The sequence below is a fragment of the Streptomyces sp. NPDC050121 genome, assembly GCF_044460385.1.
Taxonomy (GTDB): Bacteria; Actinomycetota; Actinomycetes; order Streptomycetales; family Streptomycetaceae; genus Streptomyces; species Streptomyces soliscabiei.
Map to the genome: position 1 here is coordinate 138502 of NZ_JBITJV010000012.1, position 16890 is coordinate 155391.

At 71.0% G+C, this 16890-nt stretch carries 14 protein-coding genes; 13 read left to right on the top strand and 1 reads right to left on the bottom strand.

Annotated features, from left to right (window positions below; all coding sequences use genetic code 11):
- The first annotated feature begins 159 nt into the window (after nucleotides 1-159).
- From ACIBTS_RS20160 to ACIBTS_RS20205, 10 genes are all read left to right on the top strand, one after another.
- Complete coding sequence (locus ACIBTS_RS20160) at nucleotides 160-1479, top strand: ABC transporter substrate-binding protein (protein ID WP_399320947.1); 1320 nt, start codon at nucleotides 160-162, stop codon at nucleotides 1477-1479.
- A 77-nt stretch (nucleotides 1480-1556) separates the two neighbouring features.
- The gene (locus ACIBTS_RS20165) at nucleotides 1557-2519 is read left to right on the top strand and encodes a carbohydrate ABC transporter permease (protein ID WP_399320949.1); all 963 of its coding nucleotides are present in this window, start codon (nucleotides 1557-1559) and stop codon (nucleotides 2517-2519) included.
- 23 nt (nucleotides 2520-2542) lie between these two features.
- Nucleotides 2543-3364 carry a carbohydrate ABC transporter permease gene (locus ACIBTS_RS20170; RefSeq protein WP_399320950.1) on the top strand — a complete coding sequence of 274 codons (822 nt, stop codon included), beginning with the start codon at nucleotides 2543-2545 and terminating at the stop codon, nucleotides 3362-3364.
- 52 nt (nucleotides 3365-3416) lie between these two features.
- Nucleotides 3417-5360 carry a glycoside hydrolase family 127 protein gene (locus tag ACIBTS_RS20175; RefSeq protein ID WP_399321093.1) on the top strand — a complete coding sequence of 648 codons (1944 nt, stop codon included), beginning with the start codon at nucleotides 3417-3419 and terminating at the stop codon, nucleotides 5358-5360.
- A gap of 228 nt (nucleotides 5361-5588) precedes the next feature.
- The gene (locus tag ACIBTS_RS20180) at nucleotides 5589-5789 is read left to right on the top strand and encodes an Ig-like domain-containing protein (protein ID WP_399320952.1); all 201 of its coding nucleotides are present in this window, start codon (nucleotides 5589-5591) and stop codon (nucleotides 5787-5789) included.
- The gene (locus tag ACIBTS_RS20185; protein WP_399320953.1) at nucleotides 5741-6079 is read left to right on the top strand and encodes an Ig-like domain-containing protein; all 339 of its coding nucleotides are present in this window, start codon (nucleotides 5741-5743) and stop codon (nucleotides 6077-6079) included. The genes ACIBTS_RS20180 and ACIBTS_RS20185 overlap by 49 nt, the downstream gene beginning before the upstream one ends.
- Nucleotides 6080-6146: 67 nt before the next feature.
- Nucleotides 6147-8309 carry a glycoside hydrolase family 127 protein gene (locus ACIBTS_RS20190; protein ID WP_399320955.1) on the top strand — a complete coding sequence of 721 codons (2163 nt, stop codon included), beginning with the start codon at nucleotides 6147-6149 and terminating at the stop codon, nucleotides 8307-8309.
- 107 nt (nucleotides 8310-8416) lie between these two features.
- Entirely contained in the window at nucleotides 8417-8890 is a 474-nt protein-coding gene (locus ACIBTS_RS20195; RefSeq protein ID WP_399320956.1) for a carboxymuconolactone decarboxylase family protein, read from the top strand.
- Between the two features lie 186 nt (nucleotides 8891-9076).
- Nucleotides 9077-10183 (top strand): NAD(P)/FAD-dependent oxidoreductase, encoded by a 1107-nt coding sequence (locus ACIBTS_RS20200; RefSeq protein ID WP_399320957.1) that lies wholly within the window; start codon nucleotides 9077-9079, stop codon nucleotides 10181-10183.
- 155 nt (nucleotides 10184-10338) lie between these two features.
- Nucleotides 10339-11163, top strand: a complete 825-nt coding sequence (locus ACIBTS_RS20205) for an SAM-dependent methyltransferase (RefSeq protein WP_319339811.1) — start codon at nucleotides 10339-10341, stop codon at nucleotides 11161-11163.
- Between the two features lie 161 nt (nucleotides 11164-11324).
- Here the strand turns inward: ACIBTS_RS20205 and ACIBTS_RS20210 are convergent, their stop codons facing one another.
- Entirely contained in the window at nucleotides 11325-13310 is a 1986-nt protein-coding gene (locus tag ACIBTS_RS20210) for an acyl-CoA dehydrogenase (RefSeq protein WP_399320959.1), read from the bottom strand.
- A 377-nt stretch (nucleotides 13311-13687) separates the two neighbouring features.
- Here ACIBTS_RS20210 and ACIBTS_RS20215 point away from each other — a divergent pair, with 377 nt between their 5' ends.
- The 3 genes from ACIBTS_RS20215 (at nucleotide 13688) to ACIBTS_RS20225 (ending at nucleotide 16752) form a co-directional block, all read left to right on the top strand.
- Nucleotides 13688-14371, top strand: coding sequence for a ScbR family autoregulator-binding transcription factor (locus ACIBTS_RS20215; protein ID WP_399320960.1), 684 nt, complete (start codon nucleotides 13688-13690; stop codon nucleotides 14369-14371).
- Between the two features lie 247 nt (nucleotides 14372-14618).
- Nucleotides 14619-15854: a cytochrome P450 gene (locus ACIBTS_RS20220; RefSeq protein ID WP_399320961.1), complete on the top strand. Its 1236-nt coding sequence runs from the start codon at nucleotides 14619-14621 to the stop codon at nucleotides 15852-15854.
- A gap of 259 nt (nucleotides 15855-16113) precedes the next feature.
- Entirely contained in the window at nucleotides 16114-16752 is a 639-nt protein-coding gene (locus ACIBTS_RS20225) for a ScbR family autoregulator-binding transcription factor (protein WP_319672543.1), read from the top strand.
- Nucleotides 16753-16890 lie beyond the last annotated feature (138 nt).

The window sequence follows — 16890 nt, forward strand, 5'->3', positions numbered from 1 at the left end:
GTGCGTCCAGGGGGTTTTCACTGGTTTCGGTGAAGTCCGGGCAGTAACTCCTGCAGCCGCTCCATGCAAGGGGATTGACGGGCCGTAAGCCGAGTTTTAGCTTTCAGAAAGCCTTTTCGGTTCCTTTTCGTCGCAGAACCCACACTCAGGGGGATCGCCATGAGGAGCACGACCGGACCACGTAGACCCATCCGCCGGCTCGCCACCGGTGTCGTCGCGCTCCTCGCCGCCGCGAGTCTGGTCACGGCCTGCGGGTCGGGGGACGGCGGCGGCTCGAACAGCGGGGGAGGGGGCAAGGCGGCGGACGCCACGGGCGTCGACGACGGCGCCACCCTGACGATGTGGACCCGCGCCGCGACCCGCCCGCAGAGCGAAGCGCTGGTGAAGGCCTACAACGCACACCACAAGAACAAGATCGAACTGACCGTCATCCCGACGGACGACTACCAGGCCAAGGTCGGCGCCGCGGCCGGCTCCCACGACCTCCCCGACCTCTTCGCCTCCGACGTGGTGTTCGTGCCGAACTACACCACCAGCAGACTCTTCGCCGACCTCACCGCGCGCATCGACGTGCTGCCGTTCGCCGACAAGCTGGCCCAGTCGCACATCAAGGCCGGCACCTACGAGGGCAAGAAGTACGTCGTCCCGCACACCCTCGATCTGTCGGTGCTGTTCTACAACAAGAACCTCTACCGGCGGGCGAAACTCGACCCCGCGAAGCCGCCGACCACCCTCGCCGAGTGGGACCGGCAGGCGCGGGCCGTGGACGCGCTGGGCGGCGGCGTGGACGGCACCTTCTTCGGCGGCAACTGCGGTGGCTGCGGTGTCTTCACCTGGTGGCCGTCCATCTGGGCCGGGGGAGCGGAGGTGCTGAACGACAAGGGCACCGAGGCGAAACTCGACTCCGCCACCGCCAAGAAGGTCTACGACACCTACCGGGGATGGGTGAAGGACGACATCGTGGCGCCCGGCGCGAAGGACGAGACCGGCACCACCTGGACCGGCGTCTTCCCGAAGGGGAAGGTCGGCGTGATGCCCATGCCGTCGACCACCCTGGGCCTGATGCCCAAGAACCTGGACCTCGGCGTCGCGCCCATCCCCGGTCCCGACGGCGGAAAGTCCACCTTCGTCGGCGGCGACGCCATCGGCATCTCCGCCACCAGCAAGAAGGCCGACCAGGCCTGGAACTTCCTCGCCTGGTCCCTGGGCGACGACGCGCAGGTGAACGTGGTCGCCGCGCACAAGGACGTCGTGGCGCGCACCGACCTCGCGTCCAACAAGTACTCCGCCGCGGACCCCCGCCTGGTCGCGATCAACCAGCTCGTGGCGGACGGCCGCACCCCGTACGCGTTGAAGTTCGGCCAGACCTTCAACGACCCCAACGGGCCCTGGCTGTCCCTGATGCGCGACGCCGTCTTCGGTGACGGCACGTCCGTCGAGAAGGACAACAAGGCCGTCACCGCCTCCCTCGCCGACTGAGACGGCACGGCACCGGACGCACCGGACGCACCGGACCCCGGCACGACCCCTCCCACGTCACCCGGCAGAGGAGAGCCATGCAGGTCAAGGCACCCGACCGGGCGACCGTCGAGCGCCGGGCGCCGACGGCACGCCCGGCCCGCCGACCCCGAACAGCCGCGCCCCTGTGGCGCTCCCGCAAGCTCCAGGGCCTCGGGTACGCGGCCCCGACCGCCGTGTTCGTCGCCGTCTTCTTCCTGCTGCCCCTCCTCCTCGTCGGGCAGATGTCGCTCAGCGACTGGCCGCTGCTCGCCGGCGACCAGGGCGCCAACGCCCCCGAGAACTACGCCGACATCGGCGACAGCCCCCTGTTCTGGCCCGCCGTCCGCTTCACGCTCCTCTACACCGTGATCGTCACGGTCATTCTGCTGGGCCTGGCCCTCCTCCTCGCCCTGCTCGTGCAGGAGTCCCGACCCGGCGCGGGCTTCTTCCGCACGGTCTACTTCCTGCCCGGCGCCCTCGGACTCGCCTCCGCGTCCCTGCTCTTCTGGGGCCTGTACAGCCCCACCACCGGTCCGCTCAGCCGCACGCTGGAGAAGCTCGGCCTTGTCGACGACCCGGTGTCCTTCCTCGGCACGCCGACCTCCGCGCTGCTGTCGACGGTGTTCCTCGTCGTATGGAAGTTCGCCGGTTTCTACATGCTGATCCTGCTCGTCGGCCTCCAGCGCATCCCGCACGAGGTGTACGAGGCGGCCCGGATGGACGGCGCGAGCCGCGGCCAGATCTTCCGCTCCATCACCCTGCCGCTGCTGCGCCCCTCCCTCGCTTTGTCCCTGCTCCTGTGTGTGACCGGCTCACTGCTCGCCTTCGACCAGTTCTTCGTCCTCACCAAGGGCGGACCGGACAACAGCACCGTCACTGTCGTGCAGTTGATCTACCGCGAGGCGTTCCAGCGGCTGAATCTCGGGACCGCCGCGGCCCTGTCGATCGTGGTGCTGGCCGCGCTGCTCCTGCTGAACGTCCTGCAGTTCCGCGGGCTGCGCCGCGCCGACGAGTCATGATCCGCTCGCGAAAGGAGACACCGGTGCTCACCCGAGCCCTCGGCCGGACGCCGCACTACGTCGTCGCCGGCGGACTGGCCGTCATCTTCCTCTTCCCGCTGCTGTGGAACGCCTGGGCCTCGGTCAGCGCCCAGCCCGGCACGGCCCAGGAGTCCGGCTACGGTCTGGGCAACTACCGCACACTGCTCGACTACGACGCCGGCCTGTGGCGCTACCTCGGCAACAGCACCGTCGTCGCCGCGCTCACCGTCGCCCTGACCCTCGGGGTCTCCCTGCTCGGCGGCTACGCCTTCGCCCGCTTCGACTTCCCCGGCAAGAACCTGCTGTTCCTGCTGACCCTGGCCATCCTCATGGTTCCGTACGCCACCCTCCTCATCCCGCTCTACGTGCTGCTCGGCAGGCTCCATCTGCAGAACTCGCTGCTCGGGCTGAGCCTGGTGCTGGCCATGTTCCAACTGCCGTTCGCCACCTTCATGATGCGGATCGCCTTCGAAGCGGTCCCGCGCGAACTGGAGGAGTCGGCGCTCGTCGACGGGTGCGGCACGGCCGGCGCGCTGCGCCGGGTGCTCCTTCCCGCGGTGCGGCCGGGGCTGATCACCGTGGGCCTCTTCGCCTTCCTCGCTGCCTGGAACGACTTCATCGCACCGCTGATCCTCATCTCGGACAGCCAGAAGGCGCCCCTGCCGCTGGCCGTCGCCAACCTGCGGCAGCAGAGCATGGGCGCCGTCGACTACGGCGCCACCGAGGCCGGCGTGGTGGTCCTCGCCGTGCCCTGTCTCCTGCTCTTCCTGCTGCTGCAACGCCACTACGTGCGGGGCTTCATGTCGGGCGCGCTCAAGGGCTGACCAACCGGATGAAAGGCATCAATGGGTGAGCGAGAACAGAGAGTTGTCGACGATGCTGCCCGTGGCACCGACCGTGGGGCGATTGCGCCCGCTGGGCCTGGACGAGGTGAGGATCACCGGAGGCTTCTGGGCCCGACGCCGGGAGACCAACGCCACCGCCACGCTCGACCACTGCCGCGACTGGATGGAACGCGTCGGCTGGATCGGCAACTTCCGGGCCGCCGTCGAGGGCAGGATCGGGCGGGACCGGCGGGGCCGCGAGTTCGCCGACTCCGACGTCTACAAGCTCCTCGAAGCCATGGTCTGGGAGCCCGGGTACGACCTCGACCCCATGCTCACGCAGTCCGTCGCAGCCGCCCAGGAACCGGACGGCTACCTGAACACCGCCTTCGGCCGCCCCGGCCAGCAGCCCCGTTACAGCGACCTCGAATGGGGCCACGAGCTGTACTGCTACGGGCACCTGATCCAGGCGGGCGTGGCCCAGATCCGTACCGAGGGCGAAGGCGAACTGGCGAAGATCGCCCGGCGCGCCGCCGACCATGTCTGCACCGCCTTCGGCCGGGGCGGCATCGAAGGGGTCTGCGGGCACCCGGAGGTCGAGACGGCGCTGGTCGAACTGGCCAGGGCGACGGGGGAGCAGCGCTACCTCGACCAGGCCGCCCTGTTCGTCCAGCGCCGTGGCCACGGCACCCTCGCCGACCCCGAGTTCGGCCGCGCCTACTACCAGGACGACCTGCCCGTCCGGCAGGCCACGGTGCTGCGCGGCCACGCCGTGCGCGCCCTCTACCTCGCGGCCGGCGCCGTAGACGTGGCCGTGGAGACCGGCGACGAGGACCTGCTCGCGGCCGTCGTACGGCAGTGGGAGGCCGCCGTCGCCCGGCGCACCTATCTGACCGGCGGCATGGGCTCGCACCACCGCGACGAGTCCTTCGGCGACGACTTCGTGCTCCCGCCGGACCGCGCCTACTCGGAGACCTGCGCCGCCGTCGCCTCCGTGATGCTCAGCTGGCGGCTGCTCCTGGCCACCGGCGAGCCACGCTTCGCCGACCTGGCCGAGCGGACCCTGTTCAACGTCGTCGCGACCTCGCCGGCCGAGGACGGCCGGGCCTTCTTCTACGCCAACACCCTGCACCGGCGCCGCCGCGGCACGATACCGTCCGCGGACGCCGACAGCCCGCGCGCCGAGTCGAGCCTGCGCGCCCCCTGGTTCGCGGTGTCCTGCTGCCCCACCAACGTGGCACGAACGCTGGCCCTGCTCCCCGCCTACCTGGCGACCGCGGACGACCACGGCATCCAACTCCACCAGTACGCCGACGCGGAGATCACCACCTCCCTCGCGGGCGGCCACGGCGTCGCGCTGAGCGTGCGCACCGACTATCCGTCGGGCGGCAGCGTGACCGTGCGCGTCGACCGGTCCCCGGACCGCCCGTGGACCCTGTCGCTGCGCGTCCCCGCGTGGACCGAGGGTGCCCCCGCCCGGCTGGTCGACCCCGGCGGCGTACGCCGTGCCGTCGCCCCGGGCACGGCCGCCGTCACCCGGCTCTTCCGGCCCGGCGAGGAGATCCGGCTCGAACTGCCCATGGCCCCGCGCTGGATCGGGCCCGACCCGCGCATCGACGCCGTGCGCGGCACCCTCGCCGTCCAGCGCGGCCCCCTGGTGTACTGCGCCGAGTCCGTGGACCTGCCGGACGGTCACGAGGTCGACGCCGTACGGGTGGATCCGTCCGCCGAGCCGCAGGACGGGCCCGACGGCACCGTCGTGGCCCCCGGCGAACTCGCCGCCGTACCGGGGGAACCGCCCGAGGACCCCTGGCCGTATCAGCCGTACCAGCCGTACCGGCCGCATCAACCGCTCGGCCAGGGAGCCGAGCCCGCCGCCGAGCCCACCGGCATCGTGCTGGTGCCCTATCACTCCTGGGCGAACCGCGGGCCCTCGACGATGCGCGTGTGGCTGCCGACGACGACCCCACCGCCGACCGCACCCTCCGGGAGGTAGCCGTGCACGGACCGGGAAGAGGAGGGCACCGCCGCAGATCCCTCGCCGGGGCACTGGCCCGTCGAGTACCGGGACGGCGACACCTGGCGCGAGGTCGCCTCGCCCGGCGGCTACGGCACCGACGAGGACCGCTACAACAGGACCACCTCCGCGCCCGTCACCACCACCGCGGTACGGGCCCGGCTGACCGGCCACGCCAATCCGGGGCTCGGCGTGCAGGAGTGGAAGGTGTCCGCCGAGCCGCCCGAGTCCGTGCGCGAGGTCCATCTCCCCACCCTCCACGGCACCGTGCCCCGACTCCCCGGCCAGGTGACGCTGGTCTACGCCGACGGCTCGACCGCGCTCTCTCCCGTGGCCTGGCCCGCGCTCACCGAGACCAGGTGGCTCAGGGCGGCACCAGCGTCCGGGTCACCGGGCTCGGCGACCTGACCGCGCTGCCCGTCACCGCGACCGTGGGGGTACGGCAGACCGACGCCGTCGAGATCACCGCCCTCGCCGAGGAGCACCTCACCACGCGGGCCGGCACGGCGCCCGCCCTTGCGGACACCGTCGTCGCCACCTACAACGAGGGCTCCAAGGACAGCCGGGCCCCGGTGACCTGGGACCCGGTGGAACCGGACCGGTACGCCCGGCCGGGGACCTTCGAGGTGAAGGGAACCGTGACCGGCACCACCTACCGCGCAACGGCCGCCGTCACCGTGACCGCCGCCCCCTCATGAGGGCGCGGCCACGCAGACGACCGTCCATGCCCATGCCCACCGACGCCCCCACGATCGGAGCCCGAGCATGTCCCAACCCCCCACCCGCCGCCACCTGTTGAGGCTGGCCGCCGGAACCGCGGCCGCCGTCCCGCTTCTGCACGCGACCTCGGCGGCGGCCCAGGCCGACTCCCTCGCCGCGCCGACCGGCACGACCGCGGCACCTGGCCTGGCCCCCACGGCCCCGCCGACCTGGGCGGTCCAGCCCTTCGCGCTGGACCGGGTGACCCTGGGCGACGGCGTCTTCCGCCGCAAGCGCGACCTGATGCTGGACTACGCCCGGGCCTACCCCGCCGACCGCATCCTGGCCGTCTTCCGGGCCAACGCCGGCCTCGACACCCGCGGCGCCCAGCCGCCGGGCGGCTGGGAGACCTCCGACGGCAACCTGCGCGGCCACTTCGGCGGCCACTTCCTCACCCTGGTCTCCCAGGCGTACGCGGACACGCGCGAGGCGGCACTCAAGACCAAGCTCGACCACCTCGTGGCCGCGCTCGGCGAGTGCCGGCAGGCGCTGGCCGACCACGGCTCGCCGAAACCGAGCCACCCCGGCTACCTGGCCGCCTACCCGGAGACCCAGTTCATCCTGCTGGAGAGCTACACCACCTACCCCACGATCTGGGCGCCGTACTACACCTGCCACAAGATCATGCGCGGTCTCCTGGACGCGCACACCCTGGCCGGGAACGCGCAGGCCCTCGCCATCGCCTCGGCGATGGGCGACTGGGTGCACAGCCGGCTCGGCCGACTGCCCAAGGCCCAGCTGGACCGCATGTGGTCGATCTACATCGCCGGCGAGTACGGCGGGATGAACGAGGTGATGGCGGACCTGTACGCCCTCACCGGACGCGCGGAGCACCTCGCCGCCGCCCGCTGCTTCGACAACACCGCGCTGCTGGACGCCTGTTCCGGGGGCCGGGACATCCTGGACGGCAGGCACGCCAACCAGCACATCCCCCAGTTCACCGGCTATGTGCGGCTCTTCGACCACACCGGCGACGAGGAGTACGCGGCGGCGGCCCGCAACTTCTGGGGCATGGTCGTGGGCCCCCGGACCTACAGCCTGGGCGGCACCGGCCAGGGCGAGATGTTCCGGGCCCGGGGCGCCATCGCGGCAACCCTGGGCGACAACAACGCCGAGACCTGCGCCACGTACAACATGCTCAAGCTGAGCCGGCAGCTGTTCTTCCACCAGCCGGACCCCGCCTACATGGACTACTACGAGCAGGGCCTGACCAACCACATCCTGGCCTCCCGCCGGGACGCCCCCAGCACGGACAGCCCGGAGGTCACCTACTTCGTGGGCATGGGGCCGGGAGTGGTGCGCGAGTACGACAACATCGGCACCTGCTGCGGCGGCACCGGAATGGAGAACCACACCAAGTACCAGGACTCGGTCTACTTCCGCTCCGCGGGCGGCGACGCGCTGTACGTCAACCTGTACCTCGCCTCGACGCTGCGGTGGCCGGAACGGGGGCTCGTCATCGAGCAGACGAGTGCCTACCCGGCCGAGGGCGTACGCACCCTGACGTTCCGTGAGGGCGGCGGCAGCCTGGACCTGAAGCTGCGGGTGCCGTCCTGGGCCACGGCAGGGTTCACCGTCGCCGTCAACGGGGTCCGGCAGCAGGTCCAGGCGATGCCCGGCAGCTACCTCACCCTGAGCAGAAGCTGGCAGCGCGGCGACCGGGTCACCGTCTCGGCCCCCTACCGGCTGCGCATCGCACGGGCGTGGGACGACCCGACCGTCCAGTCGCTGTTCTACGGGCCGGTCCTGCTGGTCGCGCGGAGCCAGGCGACGACCTTCCGGCAGTTCTCCTTCTACAAGGACTTCACGCTGCGGGGCGACCTGGCCGACGCCGTCCGCCCCGAGGGCCGCCCCCTGCACTTCACCACGCACGGCCTGACGCTGGCCCCGTTCCACCTCGCGGACGACAGCCGCTACCACGCCTACTTCAGGCGCGCGGAACCGTCCGTCGTGTTCGGCACGACCGACTCGGGCGTACCGAACCGCGCCCGCGCCGACGGCCTGACCTTCCTCGACGTCCTCTGGGAACAGGCGCCGTTCGCGACCTCGGCCCGCTTCGTGGACGCGGTCCGCACCCTCGCCGACACCTGGCTGTCCGGCGCCCTGTTCACCCGGGCCGAACGAGACCGCGTCGTCGCGGCCGCCGGCAGCGCCCGCCTGAAGCGCTGATCTGGAGGGAGACGCACGTCACAGGCGGCCGTACTCGGCCGCCTGTCACATTTCGCCGGGGCGTTCCGTCAGTGCTGTGTAAGCGTCGACACGGCAAGGAGATCACCATGGAAGCGCGTCTCAACCTCTTCGGCAGCCCCCTCGCAGGCACCCTCCTCAAGCACTTCGGTGCGGCCGGCAAGGCCGTCGCGGATTCGTCGCTGCCGGTCGCGACCCGGGATCTGGTGCTGCTGCGGGCCAGCCAGATCAACGGCTGCGGCTTCTGCACCGACATGCACTCCAAGGACGCCGCGCATGCCGGGGAGACCTCGGTGCGCCTCAACCTGGTCGCGGCCTGGCGCGAGGCCACGGTGTTCACCGACGCGGAGCGGGCCGCCCTGGAACTGACGGAGCAGGGCACCCGCATCGCCGACGCGGCCGGCGGCGTCCCCGACGACGTCTGGGCGAACGCCGCCAAGCACTACGACGAGGAGCAGCTCACCGCGCTGGTGGCGCTGATCGCGATCATCAACGCGTACAACCGGCTGAACGTCATCGTCCGGCAGCCCGCCGGCGACTACCGTCCGGGCCAGTTCGCCTGACGCCACCCCCGAACGACGCCTCCGGTCACCGCTCCACGGTGGCCGGAGGGACGGCTTCACGGAACGTACACACATCCACACGTGAACTTTAGGTTTCAAGCGCTACGCTCATCGGCAATTCGAGTGGTCGAGGAAGCCCCCACGCGCCCGACCGCTCGCTTTCCCCCCCATGCTCAGGAGACGCGCGTGCGCGACGGCGACGTAGTGGTGATCGGTGGCGGCTACGCGGGCGTGCGGCTGGCCAAACGACTCGACGGGGCGGCGCGGGTCACGCTGGTGGACCGCAAGGAGGTCTTCTTCCACCGTATCGCCTCCCTCCGCGCCGGCGTCCGCCCCGACTGGTCGGTCACCCCCTTCATCCCGTACGACCGACTGCTGCGCGACGGCCGGGTGGTCGTCGGCAAGGCCGTCCGCATCGACACCGGCGAGCGACAGGTCGTCCTGGCGACGGGGGAGCGGCTCCCGTACGACGTGGTGGTGATCGCCACCGGCGCCGACTACCCCGAACCGGCCCGCTTCACCGGCACCACCGCCGAGGAGACGCTCAAGTCCTTCGCCGGTCACCAGCGCAGGGTCGCCACCGCCGAGCACGTCCTCGTCGTCGGCGGCGGACCGTCCGGCGTCGAACTCAGCGCGGAGATACGCCTCGTCCGGCCCGACGCCCGGGTCACCCTCGCCCACTCGGGGGCGGCGCTGCTGCACTCCACCGGCAGCGAACGGGCCGGACGCAAGGCGCTGGCCTGGCTGGAGTCCCACGACGTGGAGGTCCGCCTCGACTCCTTCATGTCCCCCGGCAACGACTTCGGCACCTATCGCGACGCCCACGGCAACATCATCGACGCCGACCTCTCCTTCTGGGCCACGGGTACCACGCCCAACACCTTCTGGCTGCGCCTGGGCGGACACGGCGACTGGCTGAACTCCGCCGGCCACGTCAAGGTCGACCGGCGGCTCAGGGTCGAGGGACGGCCGGACGTCTTCGCCGTCGGCGACGTCAACGACGCCACCGAACTCAAGATCACCCCCGCCGCCCTCGCGCAGGCCGACCTCGCCGCCCACAACATCCGCGTCCACCTGCAGCACGCAGGCAAGCACCGCAGGGAGCCCCGCCTCTACCGGCCGATCCAACGCACCCCGCTCATCGTGCCCTTCGGTCCGGCCGACGGAGTGACCCTGCTGCCCGTGCCGGGCGGTGAGAGCGCGGTGCTCGGCGGTCGTACCTCCGTGCTGGCCAAGGCGAAGACCTTGATGACCCCGTACATGAGGCGTCAACTCGGGTACACCGCCACCTGAACCGGCCGCGGTCGGGCCGCTGCCTCACCTGTGACGGATTTTGGCCGAAACGGCACGCAGGGGCCGAGTAAGCGCTCTCAACCGGCCTGAACCGAAAGAAAGTTCGCCTAGGTTGGGGCCCTGATCACCAACGTACCTGTGCAGGAGGCTTTGCTGTGTCGGACTCCACCTCCCAGACCACCGAGACCGCCGGAACACCCGGCCGGATCGACACGTCCAAGCCGCACTCGGCCCGGTTCTGGAACTACTTCGTCGGAGGAAAGGACAACTACGAGGTCGACCGGGAGATCGGGGACCACATCAAGGAGATCTTCCCCGGCCTCGTCGACGTCGCGGTCACCAGCCGGCACTTCCTGGGGCGCGCGGTGCGCCACCTGGCAGGCGAGCAGGGCATCCGCCAGTTCCTGGACGTGGGCACCGGTCTGCCCACCGCCGACAACACCCACCAGGTGGCCCAGCGCGTCGCCCCGGACGCCCGGATCGTCTATGTCGACAACGACCCCGTCGTGCTCGCCCACGCGAACGCCCTGCTGACGAGTACGCGAGAGGGCAAGACCGCCTATTTGGACGCGGACCTGTACGACCCGGAAGCCGTGCTGGCGGCCGCCGCGGGCACCCTCGACTTCTCTCAGCCGGTCGCCCTGATGATCCTCAACACGCTGGGCCATGTCGCCGACTACGAGCAGGGCCGCGACCTCGTGCGGCGACTCATGGCCGGGCTGCCCTCGGGAAGTTACCTGGTCATCAGCGACAGCACCGCCACCAGCGAGGGCATGATCGCCGCGTCGGAGGCGTACAACGCGAGCGGCGCGGTGCCCTACTACGTGCGCAGCATCGACGAGATCGGCGGCTTCTTCGAGGGGCTGGAACTGGTGGAGCCGGGGATCGTCCAGGTGCCCGAGTGGCGGCCGAACCCCGATGATTCAGCCAACTTCGCCGCCGCCGTCGACGCCTACTGCGGCGTGGGCCGCAAGCCGTAGCCGGGGAAGCGAGCGAGCTCGAGGAAGCCCTCACCGCCGCACCGCCGAACCGGACGACCGTGGAACTGGACGAAGCGTCCACGGTCGTCCGCCCCCGCCTTCGCTCCGGAATCCTGATCATGGAGAACAGGACGCTGCGGCGAACGGACCGCAGGACTCCTTCAGACCAGGGCCGGCCGGGGCTGTGCCCCCTCCTCCCCGTCGCTGTGCTGCGAGCCGCCGCTCCGTATGAGGGGGAGGGCGTCGAGGTACTGGGGCGGGAGGTCGAACGCCTCGGTGAGGGTGGTGAGGTGGGGTTGCAGGCTGTGTGTGAGGGCGTCGACGGTGGAGGGCAGCTGGTGGACGTGGTGGGGGGCGATGTGGTTGTCGGCGAGGAGCGTGCCGGTGTGGGGGGTGAGATGGGTGAGGAGGTAGAGAGTGGTGAGTTCGGTGAGGAGTTGATGCGTGCTCTGATGGCCGGTGCGGGCCAGCGTGGCCAGGAGGGCGTCGGCCGCACGCACGGTGGTGTGGGCCTGTGCCCTCTGGAGCGCGGGCGTCGAGGCCGTGTTCCAGCGGCCCTGGGGGTCGTGGGCCGGGCCGTGGCGGAGCGCGCTGTGGGCCTGGGCGTGGAAGGCCTGCTCGGTGCGGGCGAGAAGGTTGCGGAGGTAGCGGGGGTTGGTGAGGTGCGGCGGGCCCGCGTCGGGCAGGAGCGCGGCCGGCGGGTGGAGGAGGAGCTCGGCGGCCGCCTTGGTGGTGATGAGGAGGTTGTCGCCCTCGGCGGTGATCGTCCCCTCCACGTACTCGGGGAACCCGGCGAGATGGTTGGCGGGGAGGAGGCCCTGCGCACCGCAGCGTTCCCGGGCCTCGAGGGTGATCGTGCGGGCCTGCCACGTGATCCAGGCCTTGGTGAGGGCGATGAGGCGTTCGACGTGGTCGCGGTCGTCGGCGGTGTGCCGGCTCCATTCGGTGGTCAGGGAGCGGTGGAGCAGGGTCATGGCGTAGGTGGTGGCCACGGCCTGGAGAAGCCTGCTGTGGTGGGTGCGGTGGCTGTTGACGGGGATGCGCCGCCCCGGGCGCGACCCGCTGACCTGGCGTCGGTTGCCGTACTGGACGGCGATCGCGAGAGCGGCCCGCGAGGCGCCGATCGCCGCGGCGCTCATGCAGAGTTTGCCGGCGGTGACCCGGGCGATGGACGTCAGGAAGCGTTTCCGTCGGTTGCCGAGGGCGCTGGTGAGGGTGTTGTCGGCGTTGAGGCGACCGTGTTCGCCCTGCAGTAGCGCTTGGCGGGGCAGCGGGAGATGGTCGAACGAGGTGAGGCAGTGGTCGACGGGGGCGTTCGGACGCAGGGGGAGCGGAGTGACGGTGATGTGCGGCAGCGGGCCGTCGCGATCCGTGAGGGGGGTCAGGAACAGGAAGACGCCCTGGTCACGGCCGTCGATGAGGAGGCGGGCGGCGACGACGGCGGACTTGGGGCCGCCGAGTGTGCTGGTGTTGGGCATGAACTTGGCGGCGCCCGGGTGAGGGGTGTGGAGGACGAAGCCGCCGGTCTCGGGATCGAGGGTGGCGGTGGTCTCCAGGGCGGGGGCGTCGTTGCCGTGGTCGACCTCGGTGCACAGGAAGGTGCCGATGCGTCGGAGTGTGGTGAACTCGGCGTGGTTCCTCAGCGGGCTGTCGTCGTGGTCGAGGAGACTGCCGAGGAAGAGGTTGTAGTGGATGCTGGCGACGGTCGTCAGCCCGCCCCCTCCGTCGACGATCGCCGCCCACTCGTGCAGGGCGGTGAGCAGGGCAGGGTCGGTGGCGAGGGCCTCGGGGTCGTCGAGGGTGTCGTTGACCAGGCGCAGCCAGGCATAGGACTGCGCGGCGCGCTGTTCGGGGGTGAGCCCGGGCTGATGGCGGAAGGTGTCCCGGGCGATGAGGCGACGCCATGGCGCGTGGACACGTTCCTGCTCGCCGTCCTGGTCGAACAGCAGCCGGGTCAGCTCGCGGGCCGTCGCGGCGTCGGCCCGCGCCGGGTCGCCGGGTCGGATCGGGTCAGCGGCCGCTTCCCGGTTCGGGTCGGGTGCGGTGACGTCTGCGGCCGGGCCCGGTGTGGGGGCCTGACTCGGGACGTGGTCGGCGCGGTGCGGCCCGGTGGGGCGCTCTCCGCTGTGGAATGCCAGAAGGGCCATGACCCTCTCCCCGTTGTCGCAGATCCGGAAGCTGGATGTCTGGATGTGCAGTGAGCCAGAAGATACGGACCTACCGGTTTTCTTATCAAGTCAGAAATCGGCAAAGTGCGGTGGCGTGGATGGCGGGTTTTGAGGGGTGCCTATGTCGCAGGAGTGAGTTCGGTACTCCTGGTGCGGCCGGTGGCCGGGGGAACGAGAGGCGGAATCAGGAACTCCGGCCGGTTTTCCGGAGGTTGTGCTGGTGGGTGCCGGTCGCGGTACCGCAAGGGGGGTGGGAGGCGGGGTGCGGGGGCGGTGCCCGTGAGGTGGCAGTGGACAGACCTGCCGGTATATTTTCCGGAGCCGGAATCACGGGGAGCAACCTCGGAGGTGGGGGCGTGGCGCTGCAGGAACGGGCCGTACGGACGAGGCGGGCAGTCCTCGTCGCGGCCGCGGCGGTGTTCGCGGAGGTCGGGTACGAGGCCGCGACGATCGCGGAGATCCTGGCCCGCGCCGGGGTGACCAAGGGAGCCCTGTACTTCCATTTCTCCTCCAAGGAGGAGCTCGCCCAGGCGGTTCTGGCCAGCCAGCTGGAGGCGGTACCGGCCGTGCCGACACGGGAGTTGCTGCTCCAGCAGGGACTGGACGAGGCGTTCGTGCTGGCCCATCTGCTGGCGGTGGGCGACCCGCTGGTGCAAGGGAGCATCCGGCTGACGGTGGACCAGGGGATGCCCAGCGACAAGCTGGACCGACGGCTGCCGATGAGCGGCTGGATCGCTCACAACGCGGACGTGCTGAAGCGGGCGAAGGAGAAGGGCGAACTGCTGCCGCATGTCGACGTGGCCGCCGCGGCGCGCATGTTCGTGGGAGCGTTCACCGGTGTCCAGGTACTGTCCAAGATCATGACAGGACATGCGGACCTGCCGGAGCGGGTGGCGGACCTGCAGCGGCACCTGATGGCGGGGATCGCGGTGCCTGCGGTGCTTCTGCAGCTGGACACGGCCGCCGACCGGGGGGCCAGGGTCTACGAGGAGGCCATGAAGGCCAGTTGGGGGACGGGCGGCAAGCAGGCGGCGGGCTGACCGCCGTACCGGTGTCGACCGGGCGTCGTCGGCGGTCGTCGAGGCGTGTTCGTCGAGGCGTGTTCGTCGTGTGACGGTGGTTGTGCTCTGTGGCGGTGGTTGGTTTCGGGGCGGCTGGGGGAGTGGTGGGAATGAAGTTCGTCCGGGGCGTCGTCGTGCGTTCCCGGTAGGGAGGGCGGGGGAAGCCCCTTTCTCCTGGGCAAGCGCAAATGCCGATGTGTGCAAGACGAACCCAGGGAGTACGACGATGGATACGACTGCCTGCCCTTATGCCCTGGATGTCACGGGGCGCGATCTCGCCGGTGAGGCGGCCATGCTGCGGGCCAACGGACCGGCCGTCCAGGTGGAGTTGCCGGGCGGTGTGGTGGCCTGGGCGGTGGTGCGCCAGCAGTACGTGGAGCGGCTGCTGACCGATTCCCGGGTGTCGAAGGACGCGCGCCGTCACTGGCCCGAGTTCATCGAGGGGAGAATCACCGAGGAATGGCCGCTGTACCCGTGGGTGGCGAACGAGAACATGCTGTTCGCCTACGGCGCCTCGCACACCCGGCTGCGCCGGCTGGTGGCGGGGGCGTTCACCGCACGGCGCTCGGAGGCGATGCGGCCGCGCGTCGCACAGCTCGCGGCCGAACTCGCCGACGGGCTCGCGGACACCGAGCCGGGCGCGCCGACGGACCTGCGGTCGTCGTTCGCCGAACTGCTGCCCATGCGCGTGATCTGCGAGCTGTTCGGGGTGGCGCAGGGCGAGGCCACCGACGCCCTGTGCACGGCGCTGCACACGGTGTTCGGCACGACGATCAGCGGGCAGGAGATCGAGGCGGCGCGGCTGGAGGCGTTCGTCCTGCTGTCGGAGCTGGTGAAGGCCAAACGGGCCGAGCCCGGCGACGATCTGACCTCCTTGCTGATCCAGGCGCGCGACCAGGACGACCGGCTCACCGAGGAGGAGCTGCTCGGCACCCTCTTCCTCATGATCGCCGGCGGGCAGGACACCACCGCCGCCCTGATCACCAACGCGGTCGGGGCGCTGCTGCGGTGGCCCGAGCAACTGGAGCATGTCCGGGCGGGGCGGGCGACCTGGGGCGACGTGGCCGCCGAGACCATGCGGGTGCACACCCCCGGGGCGTACTCGCCGATGCGGTTCGCCGTGGAGGACATCGACCTGGACGGTGTGCTGATCCGCAAGGGCGAGGCCATCCTCGTCTCCTTCGCGGCCGGCGGCCAAGACCCCGACCGCTACGGACCGGACGCCGACCGGTTCGACCTGCTGCGCAAGGACCGCGACAGCCTCGGCTTCGGCCACGGACCGCACCGCTGCATGGGAGCCCCGCTCGCCGGCGTGGAGGCGGAGAGCGCCTTCGCCGCACTCTTCGACCGCTTCCCCCGGATAGAACTCGCCTGTGAGCCGGAGGAACTCGCGCCCCTGCCCAGCTTCCTGATGAACAGTTACCGGTCGCTGCCCGTGATCCTGGCGCCCGCGCACGTCTGACCGGCGAGCCCTCTTCACCGGGAGCGTTGTCGCCCGGGTGGCGCTGCCGGACCCGCCGGTCCGGCAGCGCCCGCGTCGGCGCCGTCCAGGCGAGGAAGCGGCAACGCGGGGACAGAAAACGAACAGGCACGCACGGACGGTAAAAATACCGAACGCGCGGTTTACTGCGGCGTGTTGGTGATGGGATGCTCTCCACGATTCGGCGGGGCGCAGGGCGCGGACCTGCGTTGTCCGGGCAGGCCGGGTGGGGGAGGAAGGCATGATGGTCAAGCAGGCACGGGCGGTGCGCACGCGCCAGTCCCTTGTCCGTGCGGCGGCCGAGGTGTTCGCCGCCGAGGGCTACGCCCGGGCGTCCCTTCCCGCCATCAGTGAACGGGCCGGCGTCAGTACCGGAGCCCTGCATTTTCACTTCTCCAGCAAGGACGACCTCGCCGGGGCCGTGGAGCGGGCGGCGGCGGACGCCGTGGAGCAGCTGGCGCAGCGCTGCCGCAACGCGGCGGACACGCGGCTGCAGTCCCTCGTGCACATGGCCAGCAGTCTGCTGCTGGCGGTCGTCACCGAGCCCGTGATCAGGGCGGCGTTCCGGCTGAGCGGTGATCCCTCCCGCAAGAACGGGGCGCAGATGCTGCGCTGGTGGCATGGGTGGGTGCACGATCTCATCGTCCAGGCGCAGCACGAGGGGGAGCTCGCGCAGGACGTCTCGGCCGACGCCGCGGCGACCGTGATCGTGGCGGCGACGACCGGATTGGAGGTGCTGGGCGCGGCGGACTGCGAGTGGCTGTCGGTGGAGCGCATGACGCAGCTGTGGACGTTCGTCCTGCCACGGCTGGCGGCCTCGCCCGACCCGGCCCCGTTCCTGGCGGGCATCGGCGCGGCCGTGACCGAACAGAGGGAGTAGCGCGCCGCGGATAGTGGTGACGGTCGGCGGACGGCGGTGACCGGTCAGTGGGGCGACGGTGACGGTCAGCGGACGGCGTGCGGGCGGCCGTGTGCCTCCCCCTGGGCGAGCAGCGGCACGACCAGCGGAATCCATACG